This window comes from Neobacillus sp. plas4 (assembly GCF_057221695.1).
The window spans coordinates 4,357,398-4,384,396 of sequence record NZ_CM170152.1 but is presented as its reverse complement, the minus strand read 5'-3'; the positions used below and the strand labels follow the sequence as shown (position 1 = coordinate 4,384,396).

The following is a 26,999-nucleotide window of genomic DNA, read 5'->3' as shown; positions in this document are numbered from 1 at the left end:
AACAAAAACAGTATTTACTAGAATACAGGTGATCCTATGTATACCGTATTAAGCCAGTTTAGTTCGTTTATCAGCAAACCGTTTTTTATCATTGCCAATAACTTGGAATCATGGCCGATTGTTTTTGCTTTAATATTGGGACTAGTGGGTGCACTGGCACCATGTCAACTAACTGGAAACATCAGTGCATTAACACTATACGGTAACCGATCCTTCCAGGATAAAGTCGTCTGGAAAGATGTTATCTTTTTCACTTTAGGTAAAATCGCTGCATTCTCGTTGTTAGGTGCCCTTGTCTGGATTTTAGGAAGAGAAATCCAAGATAACCTCATCTCTTATTTTCCTTGGATTCGCAAAATAATGGGGCCGCTACTAATCATTGTTGGGATATACATGTTAGGAATAATAAAAATCAAAGGGACAATTAATTTATTTAAAAGCACCAAAGTGTACAAACAGGAAACCCCATTTGGTTCATTTATGTTAGGATTTAGTTTTTCCCTTGCATTCTGTCCGACCATGTTTATCTTATTCTTTGTTACCCTTATGCCAGTTGTTTTGTCCAACTCATATGGGTTTATTCTGCCGTCTATATTTGCATTTGGAACTGCTCTGCCGCTGCTCCTATTTATTTTTATTATTTGGTACCTAGGCGGTGGTGGTGTATTAATGAAAAAAGGAAGAAAATTCGGTGTCATCATCCAAAGGATATCAGGATTCATTATGTTACTGCTCGGTATAATGGACTCCATTACTTATTGGTCACTTTAAAGGTTAAAAAACAGAAGTATGAACAAAATGTGAAAGTTGGTAAATAATAAAATAAATAGATAAAAAGGACTTTACATAGGGTAGGGGGGTATGGTTAAATAAAGATAAGAACTTTACCTTAATACAAGGTTAATAAAATGGCTAATTAGGAAAGGGAGTATAAAATATGGAAAAAGTAACATTAAACGTTCAAGGTATGTCATGCAATCATTGCGTAAAAGCTGTTGAAGGCAGTGTCGGTGAACTTAACGGTGTCAGCTCTGTAACAGTTAATTTAAAAGCTAATACAGTAGATGTTGAATTTAACAATCAAGAGGTAACCCTCGATAAAATCAAAGAAACGATTGATGATCAAGGTTATGATGTAAAGTAAAAAAAATTGAAAGACACGTGCTATATAAGAATAGCACGTTCTTTTTACAATTTATTATACCCTAAAGGGGTATAAAGGGGTGGATTTTATGGCTCAAAGTTTAAAAGAAACCAATTTGCAAATCTCTGGAATGACCTGTGCTGCTTGTGCAACAAGAATTGAAAAGGGACTAAATAAATTAGAAGGTGTAGTAACAGCAAACGTCAATTTAGCTCTAGAAAAATCCGCTGTTAAATACGATCCAGAAAAATTAAAGGTTGAAGACATTGAGAAAAAAATCAGAGATCTTGGGTATGACGTAGTTACCGAAAAAGCTGAGTTTGATATAACCGGGATGACCTGTGCAGCTTGCTCAACCAGAATTGAAAAAGGTTTAAATAAACTAGAGGGTGTTATGAAGGCAAATGTGAACCTAGCCCTTGAAAAAGCGACGGTTGAGTATAACGGTACGGCTATATCACCGACTGACATTATTAAGAAAGTTGAAAACCTTGGATATGGAGCCCATATAAAAGAGGACGCAAAAGAAACAAGCGATTATCGTCAAAAAGAAATTAATAAACAAACAAAAAAGTTTATATTTTCGGCGATTCTATCTCTCCCACTATTATGGGCTATGGTTGGCCATTTTTCATTTACATCCTTTATCTGGGTTCCTGAAGCCTTTATGAATCCGTGGGTTCAGCTTGCATTGGCAACACCCGTTCAATTTATAATCGGTGCCCAGTTCTATATCGGAGCCTATAAGGCGTTGAAAAATAAAAGTGCCAATATGGATGTTCTTGTTGCTTTAGGTACATCCGCAGCTTACTTTTACAGTTTATATTTATCGATTATGTCGATTTCCATGGGTACTCACACCATTGAACTTTATTATGAAACCAGTGCAGTCCTTATTACATTAATTATCCTTGGTAAGCTTTTTGAAGCAAAAGCAAAAGGTCGTTCGTCAGAAGCGATTAAGAAATTAATGGGGCTTCAAGCTAAGACGGCATCGGTTGAAAGAAATGGGCTAGAACAAGAAATTCCGCTTGAAGAAGTTATCGTGGGTGATATCCTTTATATCAAGCCTGGAGAAAAAATACCGGTGGACGGAAAAATTATCGAAGGAAATTCAGCCATTGATGAATCCATGCTTACAGGAGAAAGTGTCCCTGTTGATAAGAGTATCGGTGATGAAGTGATCGGTGCAACTCTTAACAAAAATGGCTTTATAAAGGTTGAGGCAAAGAAGGTTGGAAGGGACACTGCGCTGGCACAAATCATTAAGGTGGTCGAAGAGGCACAAGGTTCGAAGGCTCCTATTCAGCGCCTAGCTGATAAAATATCTGGCATATTTGTTCCAATCGTTGTAGGTATTGCTGTTATTGCTTTTATTATTTGGTATGTGTGGGTTGCACCTGGTGATTTTGCAGAAGCTTTAGAAAAAATGATTGCGATCCTCGTGATTGCCTGCCCATGTGCATTAGGTTTAGCAACACCAACCTCCATCATGGCTGGTTCAGGAAGAGCAGCTGAATATGGCATTCTGTTTAAAGGTGGAGAACATTTGGAAATGACCCACCGAATTTCTACAGTTGTATTGGATAAAACCGGGACAGTTACAAATGGAACCCCTGTTTTAACTGATGTTTTCACCAATCAATTCTTTGATGAAAATGAATTTTTATCCTTAGTTGCTTCAGCTGAAAAACAATCTGAGCATCCTCTTGCACAGGCAATCGTTGAAGGAATAAATGAGAAAGGAATTCCTTTGAAGAATGTGACTGAATTCGAAGCTATTCCTGGATTCGGAATCAAAGCAATGGTCGATGGTAAAGAATTATTAGTTGGTACTAGAAAATTAATGAATAAGTACAATGTGCAGGTTGATGGTGTACTTGCACAAATGGATGAATTAGAAAAAGTAGGGAAAACAGCAATGCTAGCAGCTATTAATGGTCAATATGCAGGTACTGTTGCTGTTGCAGATACGATTAAGGAAACCTCAAAAATGGCGATTAGCCGCCTCAAAAACATGGGGCTTGATGTCATTATGATCACGGGCGATAATCACCAAACTGCATTAGCGATTGCAAAGCAAGCAGGTATTGACCAGGTAATTGCTGAGGTTCTTCCAGAAGGTAAGGCAGATGAAATTAAGAAACTGCAGGCTCAAGGCAAGAAAGTAGCCATGGTTGGAGATGGAATCAACGATGCGCCTGCTCTTGCGGTTGCAGACATTGGTATGGCTATAGGAACAGGAACAGATGTAGCGATGGAAGCAGCCGATATTACGCTTATTCGCGGGGATTTAAATAGTATTGCTGACGCAATCTTCATGAGTAAGAAGACGATTACGAACATAAAGCAAAATCTTTTCTGGGCACTCGCCTATAATTCGCTTGGTATCCCAGTAGCTGCACTTGGTTTCTTAGCCCCTTGGCTTGCCGGCGCTGCCATGGCATTTAGTTCCGTTTCAGTTGTCCTGAATGCATTACGATTACAAAAAGTTAAACTATAAAGTTCTTATCCAAAGGCTGACACATAATTGTCAGCCTTTTTCACATTTATCACTATCCTCAGCTAGTATACTTAGTTTATATAGGGTTGAAATAATAGTGAGCAGGGTGAATCGTTATGAATCATATTTTACTAATTGAAGATGAGGAAAGTGTATCAACTGTTATTAAAGGTTATTTAGAAAAAGAAGGTTATAAAGTTCATCGAACTGCCACCGGATTAAATGGGCTAGACCTTTTTAAAACAGTAGATTTTAAACTAATTATCTTAGATTTAATGCTTCCAGATATAAGTGGTGAAGAGGTCTGCAAAATTATCCGCCAATCCTCTGATGTTCATATTTTTATGCTAACGGCTAAAGGATCTTTAAATGATAAAATTGAAGGTTTCAATATTGGTGCCGATGAGTATTTGATTAAACCGTTCAGTCCAAGGGAGCTAACTGCAAGAGTGAATGCTTTGTTTAGAAGATTAAGCGCGAAATTTCCGTCATCAAAGGTAATTTTTGATGATGGTTATTTACTGATTGATTGTGATAAAAGAGCTGTAAAAGTGAACAAACAAGAAATTCCATTTACGCCAAATGAGTTTGATATATTATGTGGACTTGTAAGCGTAAAAGGGAATGTTTTATCAAGAGAACAGTTAATAGATAAAATCTTTGGTGCAGATTTTAGCGGCTATGATCGAACAATTGATGTGCACATAAAAAATATTCGAAAAAAAATAGAAACAGATACCAAGAATCCTAAATATATTGTAACGGTAATGAAGGCAGGATATAAATTTGGCGGTGAGAGATAAGTGCAATCAATCAGCAAACGATTAAGCATATTATTTGTGTTATGTGCGATTTCAGCTATTCTGCTTGTTACACTATTCGTTAATCTTACCGTCTCCAATAAATTTAACCAGTACATGATTGATATACAAAACAAAAGGTATGAGAGAATCGTTTCCTATTTTGTAGAGGCTTATAAGAGAGAAGGGAAATGGAGCAAAGATACGGGCATTGAACTAATGCACGAGGCGTATATGGGAAATTATTGTTTGACACTAATGGATAGTAATAAACAGCCTGTCTGGGGAATGGACCCGAATGATTTATTAACTCAAATCCATATTGGTGATATGTCAGTCCAAAACAATGGTATTTACACAACTAAGACGTTTGGAATAACAGTTGGTGGAAAAATTGTGGGCTATGTAGATATAGGCCAATACTCGTCTGTACTGTTATCAGAAGAGGATGTAAACTTTAAGAATTCTATCAATAAAAGTATTGTTGCCAGTGGAGTTATTACACTAGTGATTATCAGTATAGTAAGTCTTTATTTTTCAAAACAATTCTCTACCCCAATTCGGGAGGTAGCAAATCTGTCTGTTAGCTTATCCCAAGGGAATTTTGAAGCAAAATCAAATAGTAAAAGTAATATTGAAGAGCTTGAGAATTTAAGAAATAGTGTGAATATCCTCGCCGATAAATTAAAACATCAGGACACGCTAAGAAAGAGATTAGTATCGGATATAACACATGAGATTAGAACCCCTCTGAATGTGCTGCAAAATAATCTTGAAGCCATGATTGACGGAGTGTTCCCGGTAACAAATGAGGGATTAATATATTTAAATGAGGAAATCATTCGATTTGGCAAATTAATAAATGGCCTAAACGTATTAAAGGAGTTTGAATCGGAAAGTATCAAGCCAAATTATGAACCCATCCACTTGGATGATTTAATAATAGAAATGAGTAAAGATTTCTTTGTTGGTGTGGAAAAAAAGGGTATCCCTATTGTGTATGAAATACTGCCTAATGAAAAATATCTAATTATTGGAGATATAGATAAGATAAAACAAGTAATTATTAACTTACTATCAAATGCTATTAAATTTACTGAAAATAATGGGGAAATTACGATTAAACTATATAAAGAAATGAATCAGATCGTAATAGAAGTGATTGATAACGGCATTGGTATTAAGCAAGAAGATTTACCTTTTATCTTTGAAAGGCTTTACAGAGGGGATAAGAGCAGAAGTCAAATTGAAGGAAATGGTATCGGGTTAACGATTGTTAAGAATATCCTAGAGCTTCATAATGCAAAGATTGAGGTCAACAGTAGAGAAGGAATAGGAACCAAAGTGAAAGTCTATTTTACTTCAGCAAATTAATAGAAAGAGCTTTGTAATCAATTGATTATAAAGCTCTTTGTTATTACTGAATATACTTCGCTCTAACCTTTTCAACGTCCACTGTATTTATATCTTCAACAACCTCAATGATTCCAAGCAATTCTTGTTCATTTAAGAAGATACCATATGATCCTACGTCACTAATAGAGAATTCAATATTATTTATCCCATTGCTGCCTGTAAAATCAGTTGCGATTTGCTTTGTTGTCGAATTCAATATCATAAAATAGCCATCTGCACTATCAAAGGCAGTTAAATCTAATGCCATTTTTGTCTGTATCCCCTTATTCACTACCATGATTAATGGCTCAAACTCATATCCAGTTCCTTTAATGGTAATACTCTGCACGGTAGCAGCCACATCAGCTATCTTAACTAAACGATCCGTCGCTACCTTACTAAAGTCATTTCCGTAGATACTAGGCTTTACAGGTTCCGCAGGAGGTGCAGTAACTGCTGAATCAACACCCTCACCGTCACTGCTTGAAGCCGTGATCGCTTCAAGATCATCTACCACCTTAATGACCCCACGTTTCATTCCCATCCAACAGCTAAAATTAAGATCTTCATCCCCAGGTGTGAATTCAATAAGGTTATTACCGCTTTGCAGTTTCTGTTGAATATTCATGTCAGGAACTACAATCGTATTATTACAGCCAGTAATTTCTTCACCTTCTACCACCCATTTAACCGGCATTCCTTTTTGGACATAAAGGGTTTTTGGAGTGTAGCCATAAACATTAGCAGTCATATTTAAAACCTGAACACCATCTTGAATGGTTGCTTTAGTGGCATTCGATGGGTCTGAAGAGGCACTTGCGTCACCGAAGGCACCAATATTAGCCATAATTGCCATTGGGCTAACATTCATACCTGCAAGAGCAAGCCCTCTATTACTCATAATAAGGCCAAGCATAATAATTAATACACCACTAAATTTAAGTATTTTCTTCGTATACCCTTTACTTAATAATCCAGACAAAGCTCCAAAAGTCAGCATTAGAGGGACAGTACCGATTGAAAACATAAACATCGATAGTGCACCAGCTGCTGCACTGCTTGTTCCCAGAGCAAATATTTGCATCGTTTGTAACGGACCACATGGCATTAACCCGTTTAGAAGACCGACAAAAAATGGGGCCTTTGGTTTACTCATTGCTTTGCAGGCAACATTAGGTAACTTAATTTGGAATTTCCTAAAAGCCTTGAACCCTGACATATTAAAGCCCAACATAATCATGAAAATACCAGCAAATAACTGTAATCCGGCTTTAGCATTAAGAGATAGAGCAAAAACAGAACCAATTGCACCAATGACGCCGCCAAGAATGGTATAAGCAACAACTCTCCCAGCGTTATATAAGAGAGCTGGTTTTATTGCTTCAAATTTATTCTTGCTCTCTTTTCCAATGCTTTGTGAAAGCATAATCCCGCCGCACATCCCTACACAATGAATAGAGGTAATGACTCCTACAACAAATAAGACAGCATAAGAAGCATTATTAAGTTGTGATTCCATATCATAGTTCCCAGTATTAATTCCAAGCAGCACTACGGCTGCTACAGCGATTAAAATGCCGATAAATTTAATGTCATTAGACTTTTCAGTACAATATCCAACACTTTGAATGGCTGCTTTAATTTTTTTTACATCGCATAGTTTGTCATCATATTCAATATCCGCAAATTGACCGCTAAAACTTGCATTTACATTCACTACTCCTTCTAATTTTTTAACTGTTCGTTCAACCCGCTTCTCACAGGAGGTACAGGTCATTTCATATACCTTTATACTTTCCCTAGTCATGCTCATAAAAAGTTCCCTGCCTTTACTTGTTTGATTAACTGACTAAATGATAGGTAAAGTATAGGAAATTTTTGTGTTGATGATATGAAGAAAAAGAGTAGTAAGGTGAACAATTTGTAGACAAAATATAAACAAATGATGAACCATGTTAATAAAAAAATTGATCATCCTATAAAATTGATTGAAAAGAGGAAAACAATTTGGAACCGTTCATGCCTCAATTAGTATACTTTGAACCAAAAGCATTAGAATACCCGCTTGGAAGAGAACTGAAAGAGAAATTTGAAAAGTTAAATCTAGAGATAAGAGAGACTACCTCTCATAACCAGATTCGAGATTTACCAGGAGAAAATGAAAATCAGAAATACCGAAATGCAAAATCAACCTTGGTAGTTGGAATTAGAAAGACACTTAAATTCGATACTTCAAAGCCATCAGCAGAATATGCCATACCTTTGGCTACTGGCTGTATGGGACATTGCCATTATTGCTACCTGCAAACTACACTTGGCAGTAAACCATACATTCGCACCTACGTAAACTTAGACGATATTTTTGACCAAGCCCAAAAGTACATGGATGAGCGTCAGCCAGAAATAACAAGGTTTGAAGCTGCATGTACCTCAGATATTGTTGGTTTGGATCATTTAACACACTCGCTAAAGAAGACAATTGAATTTATTGGACAGTCAGAGTTTGGAAGGCTCCGATTTGTTACGAAATTCCATCATGTCGACCATCTCTTAGATGCCAATCATAATGGGAAAACAAGGTTCAGGTTTAGTGTAAATTCACGCTATGTAATTAAAAACTTTGAGCCAGGAACTTCTTCCTTTGAAGATCGATTATCTGCTGCTAGGAAGGTCGCCAAGGCAAACTATCCTTTGGGTTTTATTGTCGCTCCCATTTATTTGCATGAAGATTGGAAAGAAGGGTACCGTGAACTATTCGAACGCTTAAGCGGTGAACTTGCGGGAATTGATATACCTGATTTAACGTTTGAGCTCATTCAACACCGGTTTACAAAACCTGCAAAAAATGTGATTGCCAAGCGGTATCCAAAAACCAAACTAGAAATGGATGAGGAAAAGCGAAAATACAAATGGGGTCGTTATGGAATTGGTAAATATGTTTATCCGACAGAAGAGGCAAATGAATTAGAATCCACGATTCGTAATTATATAGCAGAATATTTTCCAAATGCCACTGTTGAATATTTTACTTAAAAAAATTATTTTTTTACTTGTACACCGTACTATTTCTTTCAGCCGCCGCTTAAAGTGTAACAATGAGTTCACCTTTAGGAGTGGCTGCCATGAGAATAGACGGTGTTTTTTCTGGAGGAGGAATTAAAGGTTTTGCCCTTATCGGGGCTATTCAAGAGATTGAAAAAAGAGGTTTTCAATTTGAACGTGTTGCAGGAACGAGTGCTGGATCAATTGTTGCGGCTTTAATCGCGGCTGGCTATGGCAGTGGTGAGATTGAACAGCAACTGGATGAGCTTGATTTAACTAAGTTTCTTGACGCCCGGAAAATGATCATTCCATTTCCATTGGCTAAATGGCTGTTTGTTTATTGGAGACTAGGATTGTATAAAGGAAATGAGTTAGAAAAGTGGATTGAACAAAAACTAGCTGCTAAAGGAGTTAGAACATTTTCGGATTTGCCGCCGCAAAGCCTAAGAATTATCGCTTCCGACCTCTCAAATGGAAGGTTGATGGTACTGCCGGATGATTTGGTGAATTATGGTTTATCACCTGGATCATTTTCTGTTGCAAAAGCGGTAAGAATGAGCTGCAGTATTCCGTATTTTTTTGAACCTGTAAAATTAAAATCGATGGATGGAATAAATGTGATTGTTGATGGTGGAGTATTAAGTAATTTTCCAATGTGGCTTTTTGACCGGGAAAATATACAAAAGGTGAGGCCAGTAATCGGAATTAAGTTAAGTGCAGATGAATATGAGCACGAAAAACATAAAATAAAAAATGCAATTCAATTGTTCGGAGCCCTGTTTGAAACGATGAAGGACGCACATGATTCACGTTATGTATCTAGAAAACATGCCCAAAACATCATTTTTATTCCCTCTGAGGGGGCATTGTCAATAGAGTTCCATCTGACAGATGAAAAGAAACAGGAATTGTTTGAATTAGGAAGAGAAGCTGCCAAAAAGTTCTTTAAGTCTTGGTGTTATTAAGGAGGCAAAAAAAAGTCGAGCGTTTATAAGGACGCTCGATTTTTCTTTTTGCCTTTTTTACCATCGATGACAGTTAAATGAACTGGAGATTTCTTTTTTATCTTCTTGCTTTTCTTTAAAGAAGCTAGCGAGCCAAAAGAAGAACTTTTTGTCTGTAGTTCCCCTGTTTTCGATTGTAATCTCTTTTTTGATTTCTTAGCTGCTTTAATAAACCTTTGCTGCTCTTTTTTCTGAGGATTTGCTCTCACAATTAGACGGAAAACAAAGAATATGGCTAAGCCGACTAATGCAAAGACTGCTACACTCTGAAGAAAACCAATAGGATCGCTAGTAAATGCTCCAATAAGGCCAATGATACCTAGAACAATAACACTACCAACCAAAGGAACGGAAACTCGATTTTTCAAGAACGCCACCTCCCTAAGAGCATCATAATCATTATCTTAATTTTTTAAACACATAAACAATAATGTTTTAAACAATTTCTTCAGCGATAGCTGCTATTTAAAGGTCCCTCCCAAGGTGGGAAGACCGGTTCATAAGACGTAAATCGAAATACATAGTAAAAATGTATGTACTTAACTTTATTCTACTTCAAGTAAGAAAAAACCTCTAGGATGACCTCATATTTCCAATTAAAAGTTTTATTAAATGCAAGTGAAGCCCAAGGTAAGGGCATAATATAGTGGAATCTAATGGATTGTAATATTTTAGAGCACAAAAACACCCTTATAGGAGGTCAATAATTATGGCTAACGAGCCAAATAAATCAAATTACCCCAAACCAATGTCTTTTACTGCTATTGTTTTCTGGACGGGATTATTTGGAGGTCTTTTTTGGGGGACTCTCGGTTTTATTGCCTATTACTTTAATTTTACTGAGATTCGTCCAAATGTTATCCTAGAACCGTGGGCGTTAGGAAAATGGAAAAATGAATGGTTGGGAACGGTAATTTCAATTATCTTGTTAGGTCTTTTTTCAGTTGGAGCAGCATTTGTTTATTCCCTGGCATTAAAAAAATTTAACGGAGTATGGCTGGGATTAGCTTATGGGATTGGACTGTTCTTAATCGTATACCTAATCCTAAATCCAATATTTCCTGGAATAAAGCCTTTCTTATCCTTAGGCCGCGACACATTGATAACAACGATCTGTTTATATATGGTTTATGGATTATTTATTGGATATTCCATTAACTATGAATATGAAATTAATCATATGGCAGAAAATGAGTCAGCTACTTAATCGATATTAGTCTTTAATGAATATTATATGGTAAAATATTGTTGATATATTACTGAAAATGGCAGAAATATTCTGTCGTGGGATGACATAGTGAGGAGTGGGAGAAATGGGAAGGATAGAAAAGTTACGATCAAGTTTTTCTACATATGGTTTGGACGGTTTTTTAATTACAAGCCAATTTAACCGTCGATATATGACAAACTTTACTGGCTCTGCTGGAGTGGTTTTGATAAGTGCTGACAAGGCACAATTCATTACAGATTTCAGATATGTAGAACAAGCTTCTAATCAATGCGAAGGATATGAAATTGTAAAAATGACAGGAACGCTTGTTGAAGAAGTGGCAAGACAAGCAAAAAAACTAGGCATAAAAAAGCTGGGTTTTGAAGAAGATCATTTAACTTTTTCCACCTATAAAGCATATGAAAAAGAAGTTGAAGCAGAACTTATTCCGATTTCAGGAGTTATTGAAAAGTTACGCTTGATTAAGACGGAATCAGAGATTAAGATATTAAAGGTAGCAGCGGATATTGCTGACGCTGCGTTTAAACATATATTGGATTTTATTCGTCCGGGAGTAACGGAACTAGATATATCCAATGAACTTGAGTTCTTTATGCGTAAGGCAGGAGCAACTTCTTCTTCTTTTGATATTATTGTTGCTTCAGGTCATCGATCAGCTCTCCCACATGGAGTGGCAAGTGATAAAGTGATTGAAACCGGAGATTTTGTTACACTCGACTTCGGTGCTTATTACAACGGCTATGTATCAGATATTACAAGAACCGTTGCAGTGGGTGAACCTGAAGCAAAGTTGAAAGAAATTTACGAAATCGTCCTTGAAGCACAAGCTAGAGGCATGGCAGGAATTAAACCTGGGATGACTGGGAAAGAAGCAGACGCTCTGACGCGTGATTACATAACGGAAAAAGGTTATGGTAATTACTTTGGACATTCAACCGGTCATGGAATTGGTCTTGAAGTCCATGAAGGGCCGACACTTTCTTTCCGTTCTGATATCGTACTTGAACCAGGTATGATCGTTACGGTTGAACCAGGTATTTACATACCGGGTCTTGGCGGGGTACGAATTGAGGATGATACGCTCGTAACGAAGGATCTGAACGAAGCTTTGACTCATTCAACAAAAGAACTTATTATTTTGTAATGGACTTAGGAGGATAAAACATGAGTATTTCTGTTAATGATTTTAAAACTGGGCTAACCATCGAAGTGGACGGCGGCCTATGGCGCGTTCTTGATTTCCAACATGTAAAACCAGGAAAAGGTGCGGCATTTGTTCGTTCCAAGCTTCGTAATCTTCGTAATGGAGCGATCCAGGAGAAAACTTTCCGCGCTGGTGAAAAAGTAGAAAAAGCACAGATTGATAATCGTAAAATGCAATATCTTTATGCCAGCGGTGACCAGCATGTGTTCATGGATATGGAATCTTACGAACAAGTAGAGCTTCCTGCAAGCAATATTGAATATGAATTGAAGTTTTTAAAAGAAAACATGGAAGTTCATATCATGATGTTCGGTCATGAAACGCTAGGTGTAGAGCTGCCAAATACTGTTGTATTAGAAGTGACAGAAACCGAGCCCGGAATAAAAGGCGATACTTCTTCAGGGGGCACTAAGTCTGCTACACTGGAAACAGGACTTCATGTTCAAGTTCCATTCTTCGTCAATCAAGGCGATAAATTAATTATTAACACAACAGAAGCTTCTTACGTTTCCCGCGCATAACATAAAAACCTTAGGCCGTTATAACCCGGTCTAAGGTTTTTTTATTTTTAATGTTACTATCACACATATTGTGAAAACTTCACTAAATAGTAATAATTGATTCCTATTGCAAGGATAGGTTTTTGCTAAAATAAAGATAGAATTACATAATAATTGCAAAGGGGTGACACAGATAATGAAAAAACTTCTATCTCTCTTGTTTTTCTGCACAGCTATAGCCCTGCTATTAGCAGCCTGCAGCAGTTCCAAAGATATAAATGAAACTTTAGATAAAAAACATGAGCCATTTCCAGATTATGTTCTAAATTCTTCAGAGTTAGTTCAGGATACATATGCGATGGTATCGAACTATCCTGAAGTTGTCGCAGGTGTTCCATGTTATTGTGGATGTTTTGCTTCTGACGGCCATAAAAGTAATCTAGATTGTTTTATTGATCAATTTGGAGAAGGAAATGCTGTTCAAGCTTGGGATTCAATGGGTATAGCCTGAGACGTTTGTATCGATATCGCCCGGGAGGCGGTAGAAATGAACCTTAGCGGTAAAAGCCCTAAGAAAATATATGACTTAATCACAACGAAATATCAGGATTATGGAGAGCCAACTCCAACGCCAGAACCTAAGTAAGGGATAACTTATGAAAAAAGTTTTATACGGTCTCTACATTATTATTATAATTGGGATTATTATTAGTATTGCAAATAGTGATATCTTTAGTAGTGAGAATTCTAAAGCTGTTGCAGCCGGTGAAAAGATTTATAACAAGCAATGCCTAATATGCCATGGTGAAAATGGTAAGGGTGAAGGCAAAAATGCCGGAACCGCCATAAATAATCAAAACTATTTAAATACTGTAAGTGACAAGGATATTTTCAATAGTGTAAAATTTGGCAGAGAAGGAACAGCAATGCCCAGCTACGGTCCAAGACTGACGGATGAGGATTTAAAAAATGTTGTTGCCTTTGTAAGGAATTGGCAATCTGAGGAAATCCAGTTCGAAGTTCCGAAGACGATTGCCGGTGATGTTGTTAACGGTGAAAAACTATATAATGTTTATTGCATTAACTGTCATGGAGAAGCAGGTGCAGGTAAAGTAAAAATGGGGACAGCTCTTTCAAATCCACAATACTTGAAGTATACCACTGATAAGCAAATTTGGATTACTACAGCTTATGGACGTGAAGGAACAAGAATGGCCCCGACCCTGAAAGGCCTTGACGGAGTTAGACAGCTTAAAGAAGATGAGATAACGGATATTGTAAGTTATATTCGTACAATTAAACCAAAAGAAGAAATTCAAAATGACTATCTTGAACCTTGAAACCATTAAGTTGGTTTCAAGGTTCTTTTACCTTAAGGCTCCTTTATCAATGAACTTAATGATTTATGGAAATATCTCTATTCATAAAGAACCTGATTATTTTACATCTTGGAAGTTTCATAGTATTGGGCTGCCTCCATATTTTCTGCACATATTTTTGCTAGTATATAGTTTGTTAAATAAGTGAAAAGGAGTAGTTAATAAAATGGTTAAAAAAAGAATAAAAAAACCAGCTTTTTTACTATTGTTAGCAGCATTGTTCTTGGTTTTAGGAGCGTGCTCAAATGGTAATGAAGAAACAGGAGAAAAAACAGAAGAGATTAAATCAAATGAAAGCACACAAGGTTCTCACTCTAATATGAATCACTCTGGCTCAAGTGAAATCCCTGAAGGATTAATGGCAGCTGAAAATCCAAAATATGAAGTTGGCAGTCAGGCTATTATTGAATCGGATCATATGGAAGGTATGAAGGATGCAGAGGCAACAATTGTGGGTGCGTATGACACCACTGTTTATACTATTTCGTATTCTCCTACAGATGGCGGAGAAAGAGTAGAAAACCATAAATGGGTTATTCACGAGGAAATTCAAGATGCAGGTGATGAACCTTTTAAACCAGGATCAGAGGTTACCATAAATGCTGAACATATGGAAGGTATGGATGGAGTGACAGCAGAAATAGATTCTGCAGAAGCAACAACCGTGTATATGGTTAATTTTACAACCACTGACGGTGAAAAAGTAACAAATCATAAATGGGTAACGGAAAGTGAACTATCTCAAGCTAAATAATAATGATGAGCTTATCCTTTTTAGGGATTAAGCTCTTTTTCTGTGTGATAAAAAAAGGCATGTTAAAATATTCATGTATAGAGAAACGATATGGGGGAGGAAAAAATATGGCTGCTGATGGTAAGAAAATAAAGATTGCCGTTAATGCTGGTATCGGATTTGGAGCTAGGTTGAATCCAAAACAATTAATAACCATTGCAAAATATTTAAATGAAGATGAAGAAATAGAGCTAACAACCTTTCAACAACTTTATATAGATATACCTAAAAAAAACAAAGAAGAAATATTAGAGGAATTTAACAGCGTCGGCTTGGCATGTTATCCAGTTGGTAATTTTGTGAAGAGCCTAAGAACCTGTAACTTTTGTAAGGGGGAGGAAGAAGAGGGAATGCCGGTTGCTAAGGAATTAAACCGACGTATCGCTGGTAAGGCTGTTCCTTTTACCCTAAAGGTTGCATATACAGGCTGTCCTGTTGGATGCGGGGAGCCAATGCTAAGTGATATAGGTGTCATGAAAGTAAGGGATCATTATAACCTGTATGCAGGTGGTAAAGCGAAGGGGAACGATGCGCAAGTAGGTACCCTCCTTGCTGAAAATTTAACACCCGAGAAATTGTATTCGATAGTTGAAAAGATTATCAACCTTTACGCCCAGGAGGGTAAAAAACGCGAATCCTTCTTCAAATTTCTCAAACGGATAGACAAAGGTTTGTTAATTTAATTAATTTGAAACCCCTGATATAGGTGGAGAGCAGGGGTTTCTCACGGAGATGAAATTTTAAGGCATAATACTAATACCGTTTGGTATTTTTCCAACGTTTAAAGTTTTAATCACGGTATTTTGAGAGTTATCAATGATACTAAGAGTATTTTCAAACATATTTGTTACATAGGTAAATTTATTATCTGGACTTGTTATCACTCCATGTGAACCTTTGCCAGTCTCAATAGTTGCTACTACTTGTTTAGATTGTAAATCGACCTTTGATATAGAATTAGAAGGGGAATCTTCTGTTCCTTGATTTGCAACATATGCAAATTGATCGTCCTGCTGTATGTAAACTTGAGCGGGTCCTGTCCCGACTGTAATATTATCTATTTTTCCTGATTCTAAGTCTACAATGGCTAAGGCATTTTCTTTATTTAAAGTAACAACTAGGGTTTTATTATCAGTTGTAACTCCTGTTGTAACTGGTGTTTCTCCAACTTTAATTTTTTTCTCCTCTTTTAAGCTTATAAGATTCAAGACACTAACTGTGTCTTCTCCCATATTTGCCACATACGCAAACTGATTATCCTGAGAAACTCTGAACCCATGAGGCCCTTTTCCAGTCGGAATCGTTTCAACAACAGAGTAATCTTTAGAATTTATAACAGAAACATTATTATCCCCATTGTTGGTCACTAAAATATATTTTCCATCATTCGTAAAGACGATATGGGCAGGATGATTTCCCACTTCTACTTCTTTAATTAACTTATCGGTAGCAGAGTCAAAAAATAAGGCCTTTCCATTCATCTTCATTGAATCATCATGACCATCTTCAGAAGATTCATCATGAGTATCTCCTGAAGATTCACCGTGATCATTCATTTCCGGAACAACCGTTGCTGCAACTACTTTACCATCTGGTGAAACCTGTATGTTATGAACTACCCCATCAACGTCTATAGTTGAAATCACTTTTTGCTCTTTTACACTAATTTTCGTAATACTTCCACCCTCATCTGCGGTAAATAGAAATTTGTCTTCCTGAGCTGTTGTAGAAACATCACTCTTTTCTGTCTCCTCACTTGCCCTTTCAGTTTCCTTATCAATTGAATTTCCACACCCGGCAAGAACTAGGGACACCATTAAAATAGTGGAGAAGGGTAAAGCTAAATATTTTTTCATTAAATTACCTCCTTTATGTTTTCAGTGTCATCATAGTTTTTTGAAAACTGTCATGTAGTGATTATCATCACTCCCTAAAAAACAATATTTAATTTCTTTAAACTTTTGTGAAATCCATATTTACTGCAAACTTTTACGTTAAAATGAATAATTTTCAAATGAATAAAAGCTGGCTAAAAAATACAATGTGAAGCTGGAAAAATTTTAAAACGAATTTACTAGATTTAATAATTTGGCAAACTGCATACTTTCTTCATCATTTCACGATAAGATAATAGTAATAGTACCAATCCTAACAAGGCGAAAGGGGCAATCACCTAGAATGAAGATTAATTTCAAAAGTATCTCCTTCAAGCTTGGTTTATTATTTAGCGGGGTTTTTATCGCACTGCTACTAATATTAGGGATTGTTTTATATGGAGTGTTTACCAATTTATTCGTCGACTATATCAAACAGGACCTGCTAGCAAGAGGAATAAATCACGCAAAAATTCTAGAGAAAAAGTTTGATCAACAGACCATAAATCATGTTATTGCAATGGAAAGAGATGTTGTCACAAAAGTAGTAATTACGAATAACCAACAAAGTATTCTTGCTTCATCTATTAACCCTGATCAAGATATGAAAGAACATCTCCTTTCAGATGAAAGTGAAAAATTAAGTGGTATTATCGAAGATGATTGGAGAAATCACGCATATATAATATCTGCATCTCCGATAGCAAACGGTAAAGGCTTTGTATACATGTATTATCCTGCCAATATATTAAGGGACATTGTTTTTGTAATGAATATCTTAATTCTTTTAACAAGCATTGGGATTATTTTGTTAGCACTGGGATTAATCGGGATACTCTCTCGAAGATTGACTAAGCCGCTAGTAAACATGAAGGAAGCTACAAATAGGATGTCATTAGGGAAGTATAAACAGATAATACCAATAAAGGGAGACGATGAAATTTCACAACTCGGAAATTCAATTCAAATGTTAGGTGAAAAGCTCCAAGAATATGAAGACAACAGGAATGACTTCCTCGCAGCCGTTTCCCATGAACTTCGAACCCCATTAACTTATATTAAGGGATATAGCGATATTTTAACAAAGGGAATCATAAAAGATAGTCAGGAACAAGTAGAGTACTTAAAGATTATAAATAAAGAAACAAAGCGGATTTCTTTTCTTGTTAATGATTTATTCGAGATGAGCAAACTCCAGGTCGGTACATTTAAATTAAATAAGGAAAGTGCATTTATTGATTCCATCATTGAAAAGGTAACATCTAGCCTTAAACCTGCTGCAATAAATAAAGGTTTAAAAATAAATAGAAATCTTGAATTGGAAAATTATACAGTCAATATTGATATTCACAGAATGGAACAAGTCCTTTATAACCTTATTGAAAACGCAATAAAATACACAAATAAAGGAGAAATAACTGTTCGCTCTTATAAAAAAAAGGAGTTCATTATAATTGAAATAGAAGATAGTGGTATAGGGATTCCTCCAGAGGATTTACCTAAAATCTGGGATAGATTTTATAGAGTGGATCACTCTAGGACAAGAAAAGCTGGTGGCACAGGATTGGGTTTATATGTTGTGAAAAATATTATTGAATCTCATGATGGTCAAATAAGAGTAACCAGTAAGGAAAATGAAGGTTCAACTTTTACCATTTTTCTAAGTAACAAGCATTAATAATCTATTACTTTTAAACAGGTGAAAATCGATGAAAAAAATATTAATTGTAGATGATGAATTTGAAATGAGGCATTTGTTAAGGTTGTACCTACAACAAGAAAGTTACCTTGTTGAGGATGCCGCGGATGGAAGGCAAGCGTCAGATAAAATTGCAAAAGACGACTATGATTTAATCATACTCGACGTGATGATGCCGTTAATGGATGGCTGGGAAACTCTAAAACATATTAGGGGAATATCTGAAGTTCCTGTTATTATGCTAACTGCAAAGGGATCTGTTCAAGATAAAGTTACGGGTCTAACCATGGGAGCAGATGATTATCTCGTAAAGCCATTTGAAGAAGAAGAATTAATGGCAAGGATTAAAGCTTTACTTCGTAGAACTCAACCCAATCATAAAAATGAAGGGGTCTTAAAATATAAAGGACTTGTTTTGGACATATCTGCTCGGGAATTAAGTTATCAGGGAAAAACCATTAATTTAACACAGACTGAATTTGACCTGCTTAAAGTTCTTATTGAACATAAGGGGAAGGCTTTTACGAGAGAGCAGCTGGTTGAGTTAATTTGGGGAATTGAATTTATGGGAGAGGATCGGACCGTTGACTCTCATATTAAAAATCTCAGGGAAAAATTAAAAGTCGCTGGAATTGATCGTTCATTCGTTAAAACTGTCTGGGGTATAGGATATAAAGTTGAATAGGGTGAGAAGATGAAACGATTATTACCAGTATTGATACTCTCATTTTTTATCATACTCGGAATCTCTTTTTTAATAATGGTTTTAAGAATGGTCTGGTTTCCCCCTAGTTCGATGGGGATGATGATGGGAAGAGACATGATGTTCCATCACATGTTTTTTATGGTTGGTCAAACCCTTTGGGTTTTTGTGTTAATAATAAGTTTGCTAATAATCCTCTGGTTTATTAAAAGGAAAAAGAAGTAATTAACTTGTAATAAATTAGTTATTAAATACCAACTACTAGAAAAATCCAGATTACAAAAAAGCACAACTATACAAAAGAACGCATTCCTGCTTGCAGAATATTAACATCTCCCTAAAATTAAGCTGTCGAGAAATCGGCAGCTTAATTGTGTTTAAAGCGAAGAGTCCTAAGTTATTATAAGATTCGTTTAAGTTTAAGTTTAATTTCAGCATCAACCTTTAGTGGTCGTATGCGGTTGTCTTTGTATTTTGCTTGAAAACTCTTTTTCGGAAAAAGGGAACAATCCAATTATCTAATCCGTATCGCCCAGCGTTATAACCCGCAAACAAGATTATCGCGCCTAGGAAAATATCAACCGGGTTAGAAGAAACTGTACCCGCAAGAAAGAAAGCATAATTCATTACCAGTGCAAAGAAAGCAGCAGCGGTTGTAAGCCCCCCAACGATTAGTCCTAAACCAATGAGGAATTCTCCGACAGGAACGATCACGTTAAACAATTCTACATTTGGCAGAGCGAAGGATTCAAGGAATGAGACGTACCATTCATATAAAACATCTCCTTCGGGGCCCTTGACTGGGTTTGCAATAGCATTTTTCAAGTATCCTGATGCATCAAAACCTGGTCCAGTTAGTTTACCAAACCCAGCTGTTATCCAGGTGTATCCAAGGTACAAACGCAACAATGTTAATATCACCGCGGCACTCTTTTTCTCACGCAACCATTTTACTAACATTTCCATTCACTCCTTAAATTGTATTATTTACAAGCTAAGGATACCAATAATTTAATAAAATAGGGGCTTCTTGATAGATTTTCAAGGCATTGTAAAAAAGGTTTGAACATATTTCAAAAAAACAGTATTGGAGGTTTTCTCCATAGTTTCTTGATATTTCTATGTTATTTTCAGATTATAAGATTTGGAATTAGAAGGGATTGACGATGGTAAAATCGAGCAGGCGAAAGTTCTTAGGAAATACATTAAAAGGTACAGCCGGGTTGTTAACAGTTTCAATCCTACCTCTTGGATTGGTGGCGTGTAATAAAGACAATGAACCAAAAGATGTTAGTTCCATGGCGAATTTGGGACCATTGAGCTGGAGAAGGGGGAGTTTCCGAAGAAGGTCAATTATAAGGTGACCTATAAGGACGCATGGGTGACCCAAGAAGAGGAGGGTTTTGTTTATATAAATAAGAATAAAGATGATAATACTCTGTTAATTATGGCGCCTATTTGTACCCATCTTGGCTGTACAGTTCCTGGGGCAGGGGAAGAATTAAAGCAGCAAAATGTGTACTTTCAATGTCCGTGTCATGACGGGCGCTATGATAAATATGGAATTAATGTAGGCGGTCCACCGCCACGCCCATTTGATGTTTATGAGGCACACATTCAAGAAGGAAATGTGTACATTTCAATTTTTGATCGTATCAAACGCGAAGAGAGCTAGAATGAGGTGAATTTTAATGGGGTGCTGTGGAAATAAAGAAAACAAAAACAAAATCTCTAATAAGTGGTTTGCCTTTTTTTGGGTTTCAACAATTGTAATTGCTATGGCAATTGGCTACTTTCTACAATAAAAATATTAAAAATTACTATATTTTAATTATAGAAATAATCTAGGCTGGCTCCCTTATGGATCCAGCCTTTACAGTTTTATTTAAAAAAGGCTTGGTAACCACCAAACCTTTTAGAAGAGTTCTAAAATATTAAAATCGATTCATCATATTTTCACTACCCATTCCCTCTGTACCTGTTCCTTCCATCATCCCGCCATCTTTATGGCAAGCATTGTACATTTCTTGCAGGTCTTCATTTGAAGAATCTGGGTGCATTTCTTGCATAAATGGTAGCATTTTTTCAAAGGTATTACCTTCTCCAGAGTTGTTGGTTCCTGCTGCAAGTACAGCTGTTCCTGCTCCAAGGATTAAAGCCGAACTTAAAACTCCTATTGCCCATTTTTTCATTTTCGACGACTCCTTTCTTTTATTACCTTAATGATATAGCAGAAATATGAAGAAAGAATGGAGAAGTTCAGGATAGGTTTATATTAAGAAGGCATTTCCGGGCGGTAATATGATGAATTTAGAATCTGAGAACGAACAGCTTCGGAAAGAAATAAACGCACTTTCCACTCTGGTAAAAAAAGAATCATAAACAATTTGAAGCAATTGGAACTGTTACCAGAACAGATAGCTACATACCAAACTTTACAGTTGCCTACATCATTGCCATGGCACTACCGAATCTACTATTATTAGGGACAGCTAAGATTGCATCTTTCTTTGGAATGGAAGGTACTGTTAAAAAGAACTTTACCCGATTTGGATATGCGATTATTCCATTAGACCTTGCTGGCCATTTAGGTCATAACCTTTTCCATATTTTTACGGAAGGAAAGGCAACTGGTACAATTCGATTGGGTTATTTGGAGTAGAATCCAATCCAGAAAATTTAAGTCTTACTTCCACTCCAACCGTTCAGTTAATCCAGTATGCCATAATTGTTATTGGTTAATTGGTACAGTTTATGTAACATACAGAATGGGTAAAAAATCATCCTTCAAGGCCTTGCTTCCATATTATATTCTTATGATTGCACTTGCAGTTACGAATATTTACTTATTCTCACTGCCTATGAGTCACAGGGTTTAATTTTATTTGGGGATAATGAAAATAGTACCCAAAGAGGAGCAGTTGGTTCCTCTTTGTTTATTTTTGTTGTCAAACCTAAAAAATCATCATACAATATAATAAAATTTGCATTAGGGAAAAATAGTGGAATATAGGAAAACTTAAATCACACCTTACAAATGAGGTGAAAAGTGTGTGTACATCAAATCACTTTATCGAGAAACAAGCATATGGTATGAGTGAAAAGATTAAAAAAGATTCAATATACAAATTTATAAAAGTAGTTTACTCTGACGGTGAAGCTGGATACATTACCAAAGTAGTTTTAGGAGATAAGGACGGTACTGTGTATTTTGTTGAACCAAATCCTTTTGGTGTAAAATTTGCCAAGGGAGAAATTACATTTAAAGAGTACAAAAAACTTCAAAAAAAAGATACATTAAATGGAATTGCTACTTTCTTTGGGATCATAGTTTTTTTTAGTGGTGTGATGTTTATGTTAATGAAATACTTAGCTTGATTGGCTAATATGTTCTTCAACGATATAAAAACCCTGAGTCTTCGGATTCAGGGTTATTTGTATTTGTTTATTTTTCGATTTCATATGTCCATTCGTTCATTCCCCCGGTCATGTTATAAACGTTATTAAACCCTTTTGACGTTAGGATTTCAGCCGCTTGTTGTGAACGATTCCCGCTGCGGCAAACTAATAAGTAATTTTTGTCTTTTTCAAGATCTTCGCTCATCCCTTCAAACACCTGTAATGGTACAAGTTCAGAGTCTGGTATATGTCCACTGTTATATTCTTCGGGAGTTCGAACATCCAGAACGATCACTTTTTCCTCATCAATTAATTCTTTTGCCTTCTCAGTTGTAACATTTTCAAAAGTTGAACCACTACATCCAGTAAGCAGAAAAACTACTAACAAAGTAAATAATTTCCTCATGTGTTATACCTCAATTTCAAAATTAATTTTAACGTAATAGTCTTAAAAAATTTTAAGTGGTAATACCGGTACTTTACCACAAAATTTGTCAAATGGGATGAAATTAACAAAACGTTCATTTTCACGTCATCTAGGAAAATAGAATAGGGTTTATAGTACTAGATGGGAAATAAAAAAACAGGGTGTTTATGAATGGTAGATAGGCAAATGTGAACAATTTGTGGTGAATTATTGACGAAAACGTAACGTTTCTCCTCCTTTTACAAAATGTTCAAAAGTGAATCAACTATACATAGATGATTAATATTATATTTATTTCAAAGAGGGCTATAGTAAAAAATAGTATTTTTATAGGGGCTCAAGGAGGATCATTATGCTTAAAAAAAAGTTGTTGGCTTTATTTGTTATCACATTGTTTCTAATGGGTTTTATTGTTCCAAATGCATATGCAGAAACAACTTTTCAACCAGAAAAGTTTCCGTATACGGATATGCAAATCCAGGTGATGCCTGAGTTTGACTACCCTGAGAACTGGCCGAAAGATACACCATCATTACTTATAGGACAGTATGGTACTTTTACAAATAAAAGCGGGCAGGATTTTAATGGAAAAATAGAAATTGCAGTACCTGCAAATGAAAAAGGATTCCAAGCCTACTTAGTTGCAGAATTTCCTGAAGACAATAAACCTGAAGTACAACGTCCTTTTGATATAGACAAGGATAAGGTAGTTATTACCTGGAAGCCTTCTAAACCGATCAAGAATAATGAATCTTATAGATTCGTAGTTGAGTATTATACCAGTTCGGTTGAAGTTAAAGATAAAAGAAGTTTTACTTACGAATTTACTAACCCAACTGAAATTGGAACATTAGATGTAATCTTCTATGCGCCAATGGATGCAAAAGAAATAACACTAGAGCCAAAGGCACCAAACAATACAAAGAGTGAGTATGGAGAAGAGCTGTTCTACTATCAATACAAAGATGTAAAAGTAGGAGAAAACTATACATATTCTTTTTCCTATCAAAAGGATGGTTTTAAATCAACTTTAGACGCTATTAATGACAAACAGCCACCGAATGATGAAAACCATGAAGGTGTTAATGGAACTGCAACCGATCAAATTACTGGGGGGGCAAGTGGCTCAGGTGGAACTAGCGGTTCAGGAGGCGATCGACCTCTAATTGGTATTGGCGGTGCAATCGTCATTGGTATCGCAATCATCCTTGCTGGTGTTTTTGTTTATTTAGGATTAAAGGGGAAATCACAGTCTGCACCTAAAACTGCAACTTCTAAAACAGTAAACCATCACCCTAAAAAGCAACAAATTAAAAAAGAAAATAAATCAATTAGTGTCGATGAGAAAAAGGAATTACGTAAGAAACTTTTAACAGGAAAGATTGGCCAAGAAACGTACGATGAGGAAATGAAAAAATTAATTTAATGGGGTGAATGGGATGAAAAAGAACACGATTGTAATGTTAGGTGGTTTCATTATTGCGGGGGCAATTGTTTTCTTGCTTATGGCTGCTACACCAGGGTCAAGCGGTATTGAATTAACCATGAAAGAACTTTTGTCGAATCAAGAGAAACATAAGGATGATTTTGTAACAGTTGAAGGCTTGCTAATCGAGGAATCGATTAAATGGAACCCAGATAAAATTGAGTTGAAATTTGATTTAAAAGATAACGATGGTAACCTGATGCATGTTATTCATAATGGAACAAGACCAGACAACTTCTCTGAAGGTGTTATTGTTATCCTTCAAGGCGCACCTACAAAGAGAGATACATTTGTTGCTGAAACCGTTAAAACAAGATGTCCTTCCAAATACGAGGGTGAAGACGTAGAAAACTATGATCCTGAAGCACATAAAAAGTTATTAGATCAGCCACCAACAGAAACTGATGAGGCAAAATAATAAGAAGGTGACGATATGTACTTATTTGCTAACGCAACAATCTATGTAGGCTTAGCGCTTGCGATTTACTCACTCCTCATCATTACATTGGGGATTAGCACGAAGAATCAAAAATTAGTCAATAGTGGGAAAGGCGGCTTAATTGCTATCCTAGTATGTGCTTCGATGGCCATGCTTTCCTTATTCTACTTACTAGCAACATCTCAATTTCAATATGAATACGTAAATGATTATACGAGCAGTGAACTGCCAGTTATTTATAAGCTTACAGCATTATGGGCTGGGAATTCGGGGTCATTGTTATTATGGACTTTCTTCTTAGTTCTTTACACGTTAATGGTGGCCTTCTCCAGAAAAATGAGAGGGAATCCAATGGTTCCTTACATTTCTGCTATTCTATTAGGAAATATCGTATTCTTCTTCCTAATCCTTGGGTTCGTTGCTAAACCATTTATCCTCATGGATCAAGTTCCAATTGAAGGTCGTGGTTTAAACCCAATGCTGCAAAATCCAGGGATGATTATTCATCCAGTTACTCTATACCTTGGTTATGTAGGTCTTGCAATACCATTTGCGTATGCAATGGCTGCACTTTTATTGAAAAACATGGATGATTTCTGGATTAAAATGACTAGACGCTGGACGATTATTGCTTGGTTGTTTTTAAGCCTTGGTAACATTTTCGGCGGCCAATGGGCATATGTAGAGTTAGGTTGGGGCGGCTACTGGGCATGGGATCCTGTTGAAAATGCTTCCTTCATGCCTTGGTTAACAGCAACAGCGTTCTTGCACTCAGTGATGATTCAAGAACGGAAAAACATGTTGAAGGTTTGGAACATTAGCTTAATCATAACGTCTTATGCGTTAACTTTATTTGGAACATTCCTTGTTCGAAGCGGAGTTCTTACTTCCGTTCACGCATTTGCAAATTCAAATCTAGGATTATATTTCCTAATCTTTATGGGTGTAATGGTAATTGGTGCCCTATACGTACTAATGAGCCGTTATAATCTGCTTAAACGCAGTGCAGGAGAATTCAATTCATACATTTCAAAAGAAAGCAGCTTCTTAATTAATAACCTATTGTTGGTAGGATCAGCTTTTGGTGTATTCTGGGGAACAGTTTTCCCGCTAGTATCTGAAGCAGTACGCGGTACAAAAGTAACAGTAGGTATGCCATTCTTTAATACCGTTCAGGCACCAATTTTGTTGTCTATGATGTTTGTAATGGCGGTTTGTCCACTGCTCGCTTGGCAAAGATCTTCGATTAAAAATTTAAAGAAAAACTTTTTAATACCAGCAATCCTTGCGGTTGTTGCAATGGCTTTAATGGTTGTTCTCGGTATACAAAAAGCCTGGGCGGTAATTGGATTTGGAGTTATAGTTCTCCTGTTTATTACACACTTCTTAGAGTTTTACCGTGGTGTAAAAGCTCGTAGAAAAATGACGAAAGAAAAGGTCTATCTTTCCCTTTATCGATTGATGGTTAAAAATCGCCGCCGCTATGGTGGTTATATCGTCCATATTGGGATTGCTTTTATCGCAATGGGTATTATCGGTTCACAGAACTATGACGTACAAACGATGAAAACGATGAAATTAGGAGATTCAATTGAAGTGAAGGATTATCGTATAAACTACGAACGTCTGGATCAAAAACGAGAAGGAATAAATGACATAGTTTATGCAGAATTGACAGTTTTCAAGAATGGTAAGCGAATTGGAACGATTCAGCCTGAAAAGGTCTTCTACGGCAACTGGGATCAACCATCATCTGAAGTAGGTTTAATCTCTTCCTTAAAAGAAGATTTATACATTGTATTAAGTGATTGGGAAAATGATGGAAAAGCAACTTTTATTGTCAAAGTTAACCCGATGATTGCATGGCTATGGATTGGCTCTTTCATGATTATAATCGGATCACTATTTGCAGTTTGGAACGGAAAATATCAAAATATTACTCCACGATACACAGGAGTACGCAAAGAGGTGTCTTAA

Annotated in this window: 28 protein-coding genes; 22 read left to right on the top strand and 6 right to left on the bottom strand. The window is 36.3% G+C overall.

Going from position 1 to position 26,999, the window contains the following annotated elements; translation table 11 throughout:
* The first annotated feature begins 36 nt into the window (after positions 1-36).
* The 5 genes from AC2TFD_RS22105 (at position 37) to AC2TFD_RS22085 (ending at position 5,821) form a co-directional block, all read left to right on the top strand.
* Positions 37-771 carry an urease accessory protein UreH domain-containing protein gene (locus AC2TFD_RS22105; protein WP_484673970.1) on the top strand — a complete coding sequence of 245 codons (735 nt, stop codon included), beginning with the start codon at positions 37-39 and terminating at the stop codon, positions 769-771.
* A gap of 166 nt (positions 772-937) precedes the next feature.
* Complete coding sequence (gene copZ / locus AC2TFD_RS22100) at positions 938-1,144, top strand: copper chaperone CopZ (RefSeq protein WP_335511744.1); 207 nt, start codon at positions 938-940, stop codon at positions 1,142-1,144.
* Between the two features lie 88 nt (positions 1,145-1,232).
* On the top strand, positions 1,233-3,647 hold the full coding sequence (locus AC2TFD_RS22095) for a heavy metal translocating P-type ATPase (RefSeq protein ID WP_484673969.1): 2,415 nt from the start codon (positions 1,233-1,235) through the stop codon (positions 3,645-3,647).
* 116 nt (positions 3,648-3,763) lie between these two features.
* Entirely contained in the window at positions 3,764-4,450 is a 687-nt protein-coding gene (locus tag AC2TFD_RS22090; protein WP_335568440.1) for a response regulator transcription factor, read from the top strand.
* On the top strand, positions 4,451-5,821 hold the full coding sequence (locus AC2TFD_RS22085) for a sensor histidine kinase (protein WP_484673968.1): 1,371 nt from the start codon (positions 4,451-4,453) through the stop codon (positions 5,819-5,821).
* A gap of 43 nt (positions 5,822-5,864) precedes the next feature.
* On the opposite strand, the gene AC2TFD_RS22080 is transcribed toward AC2TFD_RS22085, so the two are convergent.
* Positions 5,865-7,655, bottom strand: a complete 1,791-nt coding sequence (locus AC2TFD_RS22080) for an urease accessory protein UreH domain-containing protein (protein ID WP_484673967.1) — start codon at positions 7,653-7,655, stop codon at positions 5,865-5,867.
* 194 nt (positions 7,656-7,849) lie between these two features.
* Here AC2TFD_RS22080 and splB point away from each other — a divergent pair, with 194 nt between their 5' ends.
* Positions 7,850-8,875: a spore photoproduct lyase gene (splB, locus tag AC2TFD_RS22075; RefSeq protein ID WP_335511734.1), complete on the top strand. Its 1,026-nt coding sequence runs from the start codon at positions 7,850-7,852 to the stop codon at positions 8,873-8,875.
* A gap of 89 nt (positions 8,876-8,964) precedes the next feature.
* On the top strand, positions 8,965-9,849 hold the full coding sequence (locus AC2TFD_RS22070; protein WP_335511732.1) for a patatin-like phospholipase family protein: 885 nt from the start codon (positions 8,965-8,967) through the stop codon (positions 9,847-9,849).
* A 23-nt stretch (positions 9,850-9,872) separates the two neighbouring features.
* On the opposite strand, the gene AC2TFD_RS22065 is transcribed toward AC2TFD_RS22070, so the two are convergent.
* On the bottom strand, positions 9,873-10,265 hold the full coding sequence (locus AC2TFD_RS22065) for an SA1362 family protein (RefSeq protein ID WP_335511730.1): 393 nt from the start codon (positions 10,263-10,265) through the stop codon (positions 9,873-9,875).
* Between the two features lie 332 nt (positions 10,266-10,597).
* On the opposite strand from AC2TFD_RS22065, the gene AC2TFD_RS22060 reads away from it, so the two are divergent.
* From AC2TFD_RS22060 to AC2TFD_RS22030, 7 genes are all read left to right on the top strand, one after another.
* Entirely contained in the window at positions 10,598-11,095 is a 498-nt protein-coding gene (locus tag AC2TFD_RS22060; RefSeq protein ID WP_335568436.1) for a YqhR family membrane protein, read from the top strand.
* 106 nt (positions 11,096-11,201) lie between these two features.
* Positions 11,202-12,263 (top strand): M24 family metallopeptidase, encoded by a 1,062-nt coding sequence (locus tag AC2TFD_RS22055; protein ID WP_335518622.1) that lies wholly within the window; start codon positions 11,202-11,204, stop codon positions 12,261-12,263.
* Between the two features lie 20 nt (positions 12,264-12,283).
* Entirely contained in the window at positions 12,284-12,844 is a 561-nt protein-coding gene (gene efp / locus AC2TFD_RS22050; protein WP_335518619.1) for an elongation factor P, read from the top strand.
* Between the two features lie 175 nt (positions 12,845-13,019).
* Positions 13,020-13,469, top strand: coding sequence for a PCYCGC motif-containing (lipo)protein (locus AC2TFD_RS22045; RefSeq protein ID WP_484673966.1), 450 nt, complete (start codon positions 13,020-13,022; stop codon positions 13,467-13,469).
* Positions 13,470-13,479: 10 nt separating this feature from the next.
* Positions 13,480-14,163 carry a c-type cytochrome gene (locus AC2TFD_RS22040; RefSeq protein ID WP_484673965.1) on the top strand — a complete coding sequence of 228 codons (684 nt, stop codon included), beginning with the start codon at positions 13,480-13,482 and terminating at the stop codon, positions 14,161-14,163.
* A 205-nt stretch (positions 14,164-14,368) separates the two neighbouring features.
* The gene (locus tag AC2TFD_RS22035; RefSeq protein WP_484673964.1) at positions 14,369-14,956 is read left to right on the top strand and encodes a YdhK family protein; all 588 of its coding nucleotides are present in this window, start codon (positions 14,369-14,371) and stop codon (positions 14,954-14,956) included.
* 107 nt (positions 14,957-15,063) lie between these two features.
* Complete coding sequence (locus AC2TFD_RS22030) at positions 15,064-15,678, top strand: nitrite reductase (protein ID WP_484673963.1); 615 nt, start codon at positions 15,064-15,066, stop codon at positions 15,676-15,678.
* Between the two features lie 57 nt (positions 15,679-15,735).
* Here the strand turns inward: AC2TFD_RS22030 and AC2TFD_RS22025 are convergent, their stop codons facing one another.
* Entirely contained in the window at positions 15,736-16,851 is a 1,116-nt protein-coding gene (locus AC2TFD_RS22025) for a YncE family protein (protein ID WP_484673962.1), read from the bottom strand.
* Positions 16,852-17,173: 322 nt separating this feature from the next.
* Here AC2TFD_RS22025 and AC2TFD_RS22020 point away from each other — a divergent pair, with 322 nt between their 5' ends.
* Both AC2TFD_RS22020 and AC2TFD_RS22015 read left to right on the top strand, forming a co-directional pair.
* A complete protein-coding gene (locus AC2TFD_RS22020; protein ID WP_484673961.1) occupies positions 17,174-18,547 on the top strand; it encodes a sensor histidine kinase in 1,374 nt (457 codons plus the stop codon).
* 31 nt (positions 18,548-18,578) lie between these two features.
* On the top strand, positions 18,579-19,253 hold the full coding sequence (locus AC2TFD_RS22015; protein ID WP_484673960.1) for a response regulator transcription factor: 675 nt from the start codon (positions 18,579-18,581) through the stop codon (positions 19,251-19,253).
* 462 nt (positions 19,254-19,715) lie between these two features.
* On the opposite strand, the gene AC2TFD_RS22010 is transcribed toward AC2TFD_RS22015, so the two are convergent.
* Positions 19,716-20,231, bottom strand: a complete 516-nt coding sequence (locus AC2TFD_RS22010; protein ID WP_484673959.1) for a DoxX family protein — start codon at positions 20,229-20,231, stop codon at positions 19,716-19,718.
* A gap of 400 nt (positions 20,232-20,631) precedes the next feature.
* On the opposite strand from AC2TFD_RS22010, the gene AC2TFD_RS22005 reads away from it, so the two are divergent.
* The gene (locus AC2TFD_RS22005; protein ID WP_484673958.1) at positions 20,632-20,946 is read left to right on the top strand and encodes a QcrA and Rieske domain-containing protein; all 315 of its coding nucleotides are present in this window, start codon (positions 20,632-20,634) and stop codon (positions 20,944-20,946) included.
* 259 nt (positions 20,947-21,205) lie between these two features.
* On the opposite strand, the gene AC2TFD_RS22000 is transcribed toward AC2TFD_RS22005, so the two are convergent.
* Positions 21,206-21,463, bottom strand: a complete 258-nt coding sequence (locus tag AC2TFD_RS22000; RefSeq protein ID WP_484673957.1) for a hypothetical protein — start codon at positions 21,461-21,463, stop codon at positions 21,206-21,208.
* 266 nt (positions 21,464-21,729) lie between these two features.
* On the opposite strand from AC2TFD_RS22000, the gene AC2TFD_RS21995 reads away from it, so the two are divergent.
* Together AC2TFD_RS21995 and AC2TFD_RS21990 are read left to right on the top strand one after the other, a co-directional pair.
* Entirely contained in the window at positions 21,730-21,933 is a 204-nt protein-coding gene (locus AC2TFD_RS21995; protein ID WP_484673956.1) for a hypothetical protein, read from the top strand.
* Between the two features lie 389 nt (positions 21,934-22,322).
* Positions 22,323-22,649: a hypothetical protein gene (locus tag AC2TFD_RS21990; RefSeq protein WP_484673955.1), complete on the top strand. Its 327-nt coding sequence runs from the start codon at positions 22,323-22,325 to the stop codon at positions 22,647-22,649.
* Between the two features lie 67 nt (positions 22,650-22,716).
* Here the strand turns inward: AC2TFD_RS21990 and AC2TFD_RS21985 are convergent, their stop codons facing one another.
* Positions 22,717-23,076, bottom strand: coding sequence for a rhodanese-like domain-containing protein (locus AC2TFD_RS21985; RefSeq protein ID WP_484673954.1), 360 nt, complete (start codon positions 23,074-23,076; stop codon positions 22,717-22,719).
* 373 nt (positions 23,077-23,449) lie between these two features.
* On the opposite strand from AC2TFD_RS21985, the gene AC2TFD_RS21980 reads away from it, so the two are divergent.
* The 3 genes from AC2TFD_RS21980 to AC2TFD_RS21970 are packed head-to-tail and all read left to right on the top strand — an operon-like array spanning position 23,450 to position 26,999.
* Positions 23,450-24,523: a hypothetical protein gene (locus AC2TFD_RS21980; RefSeq protein ID WP_484673953.1), complete on the top strand. Its 1,074-nt coding sequence runs from the start codon at positions 23,450-23,452 to the stop codon at positions 24,521-24,523.
* A gap of 13 nt (positions 24,524-24,536) precedes the next feature.
* The gene (locus AC2TFD_RS21975; protein ID WP_484673952.1) at positions 24,537-25,001 is read left to right on the top strand and encodes a cytochrome c maturation protein CcmE; all 465 of its coding nucleotides are present in this window, start codon (positions 24,537-24,539) and stop codon (positions 24,999-25,001) included.
* A gap of 15 nt (positions 25,002-25,016) precedes the next feature.
* A complete protein-coding gene (locus AC2TFD_RS21970) occupies positions 25,017-26,999 on the top strand; it encodes a heme lyase CcmF/NrfE family subunit (protein WP_335511301.1) in 1,983 nt (660 codons plus the stop codon).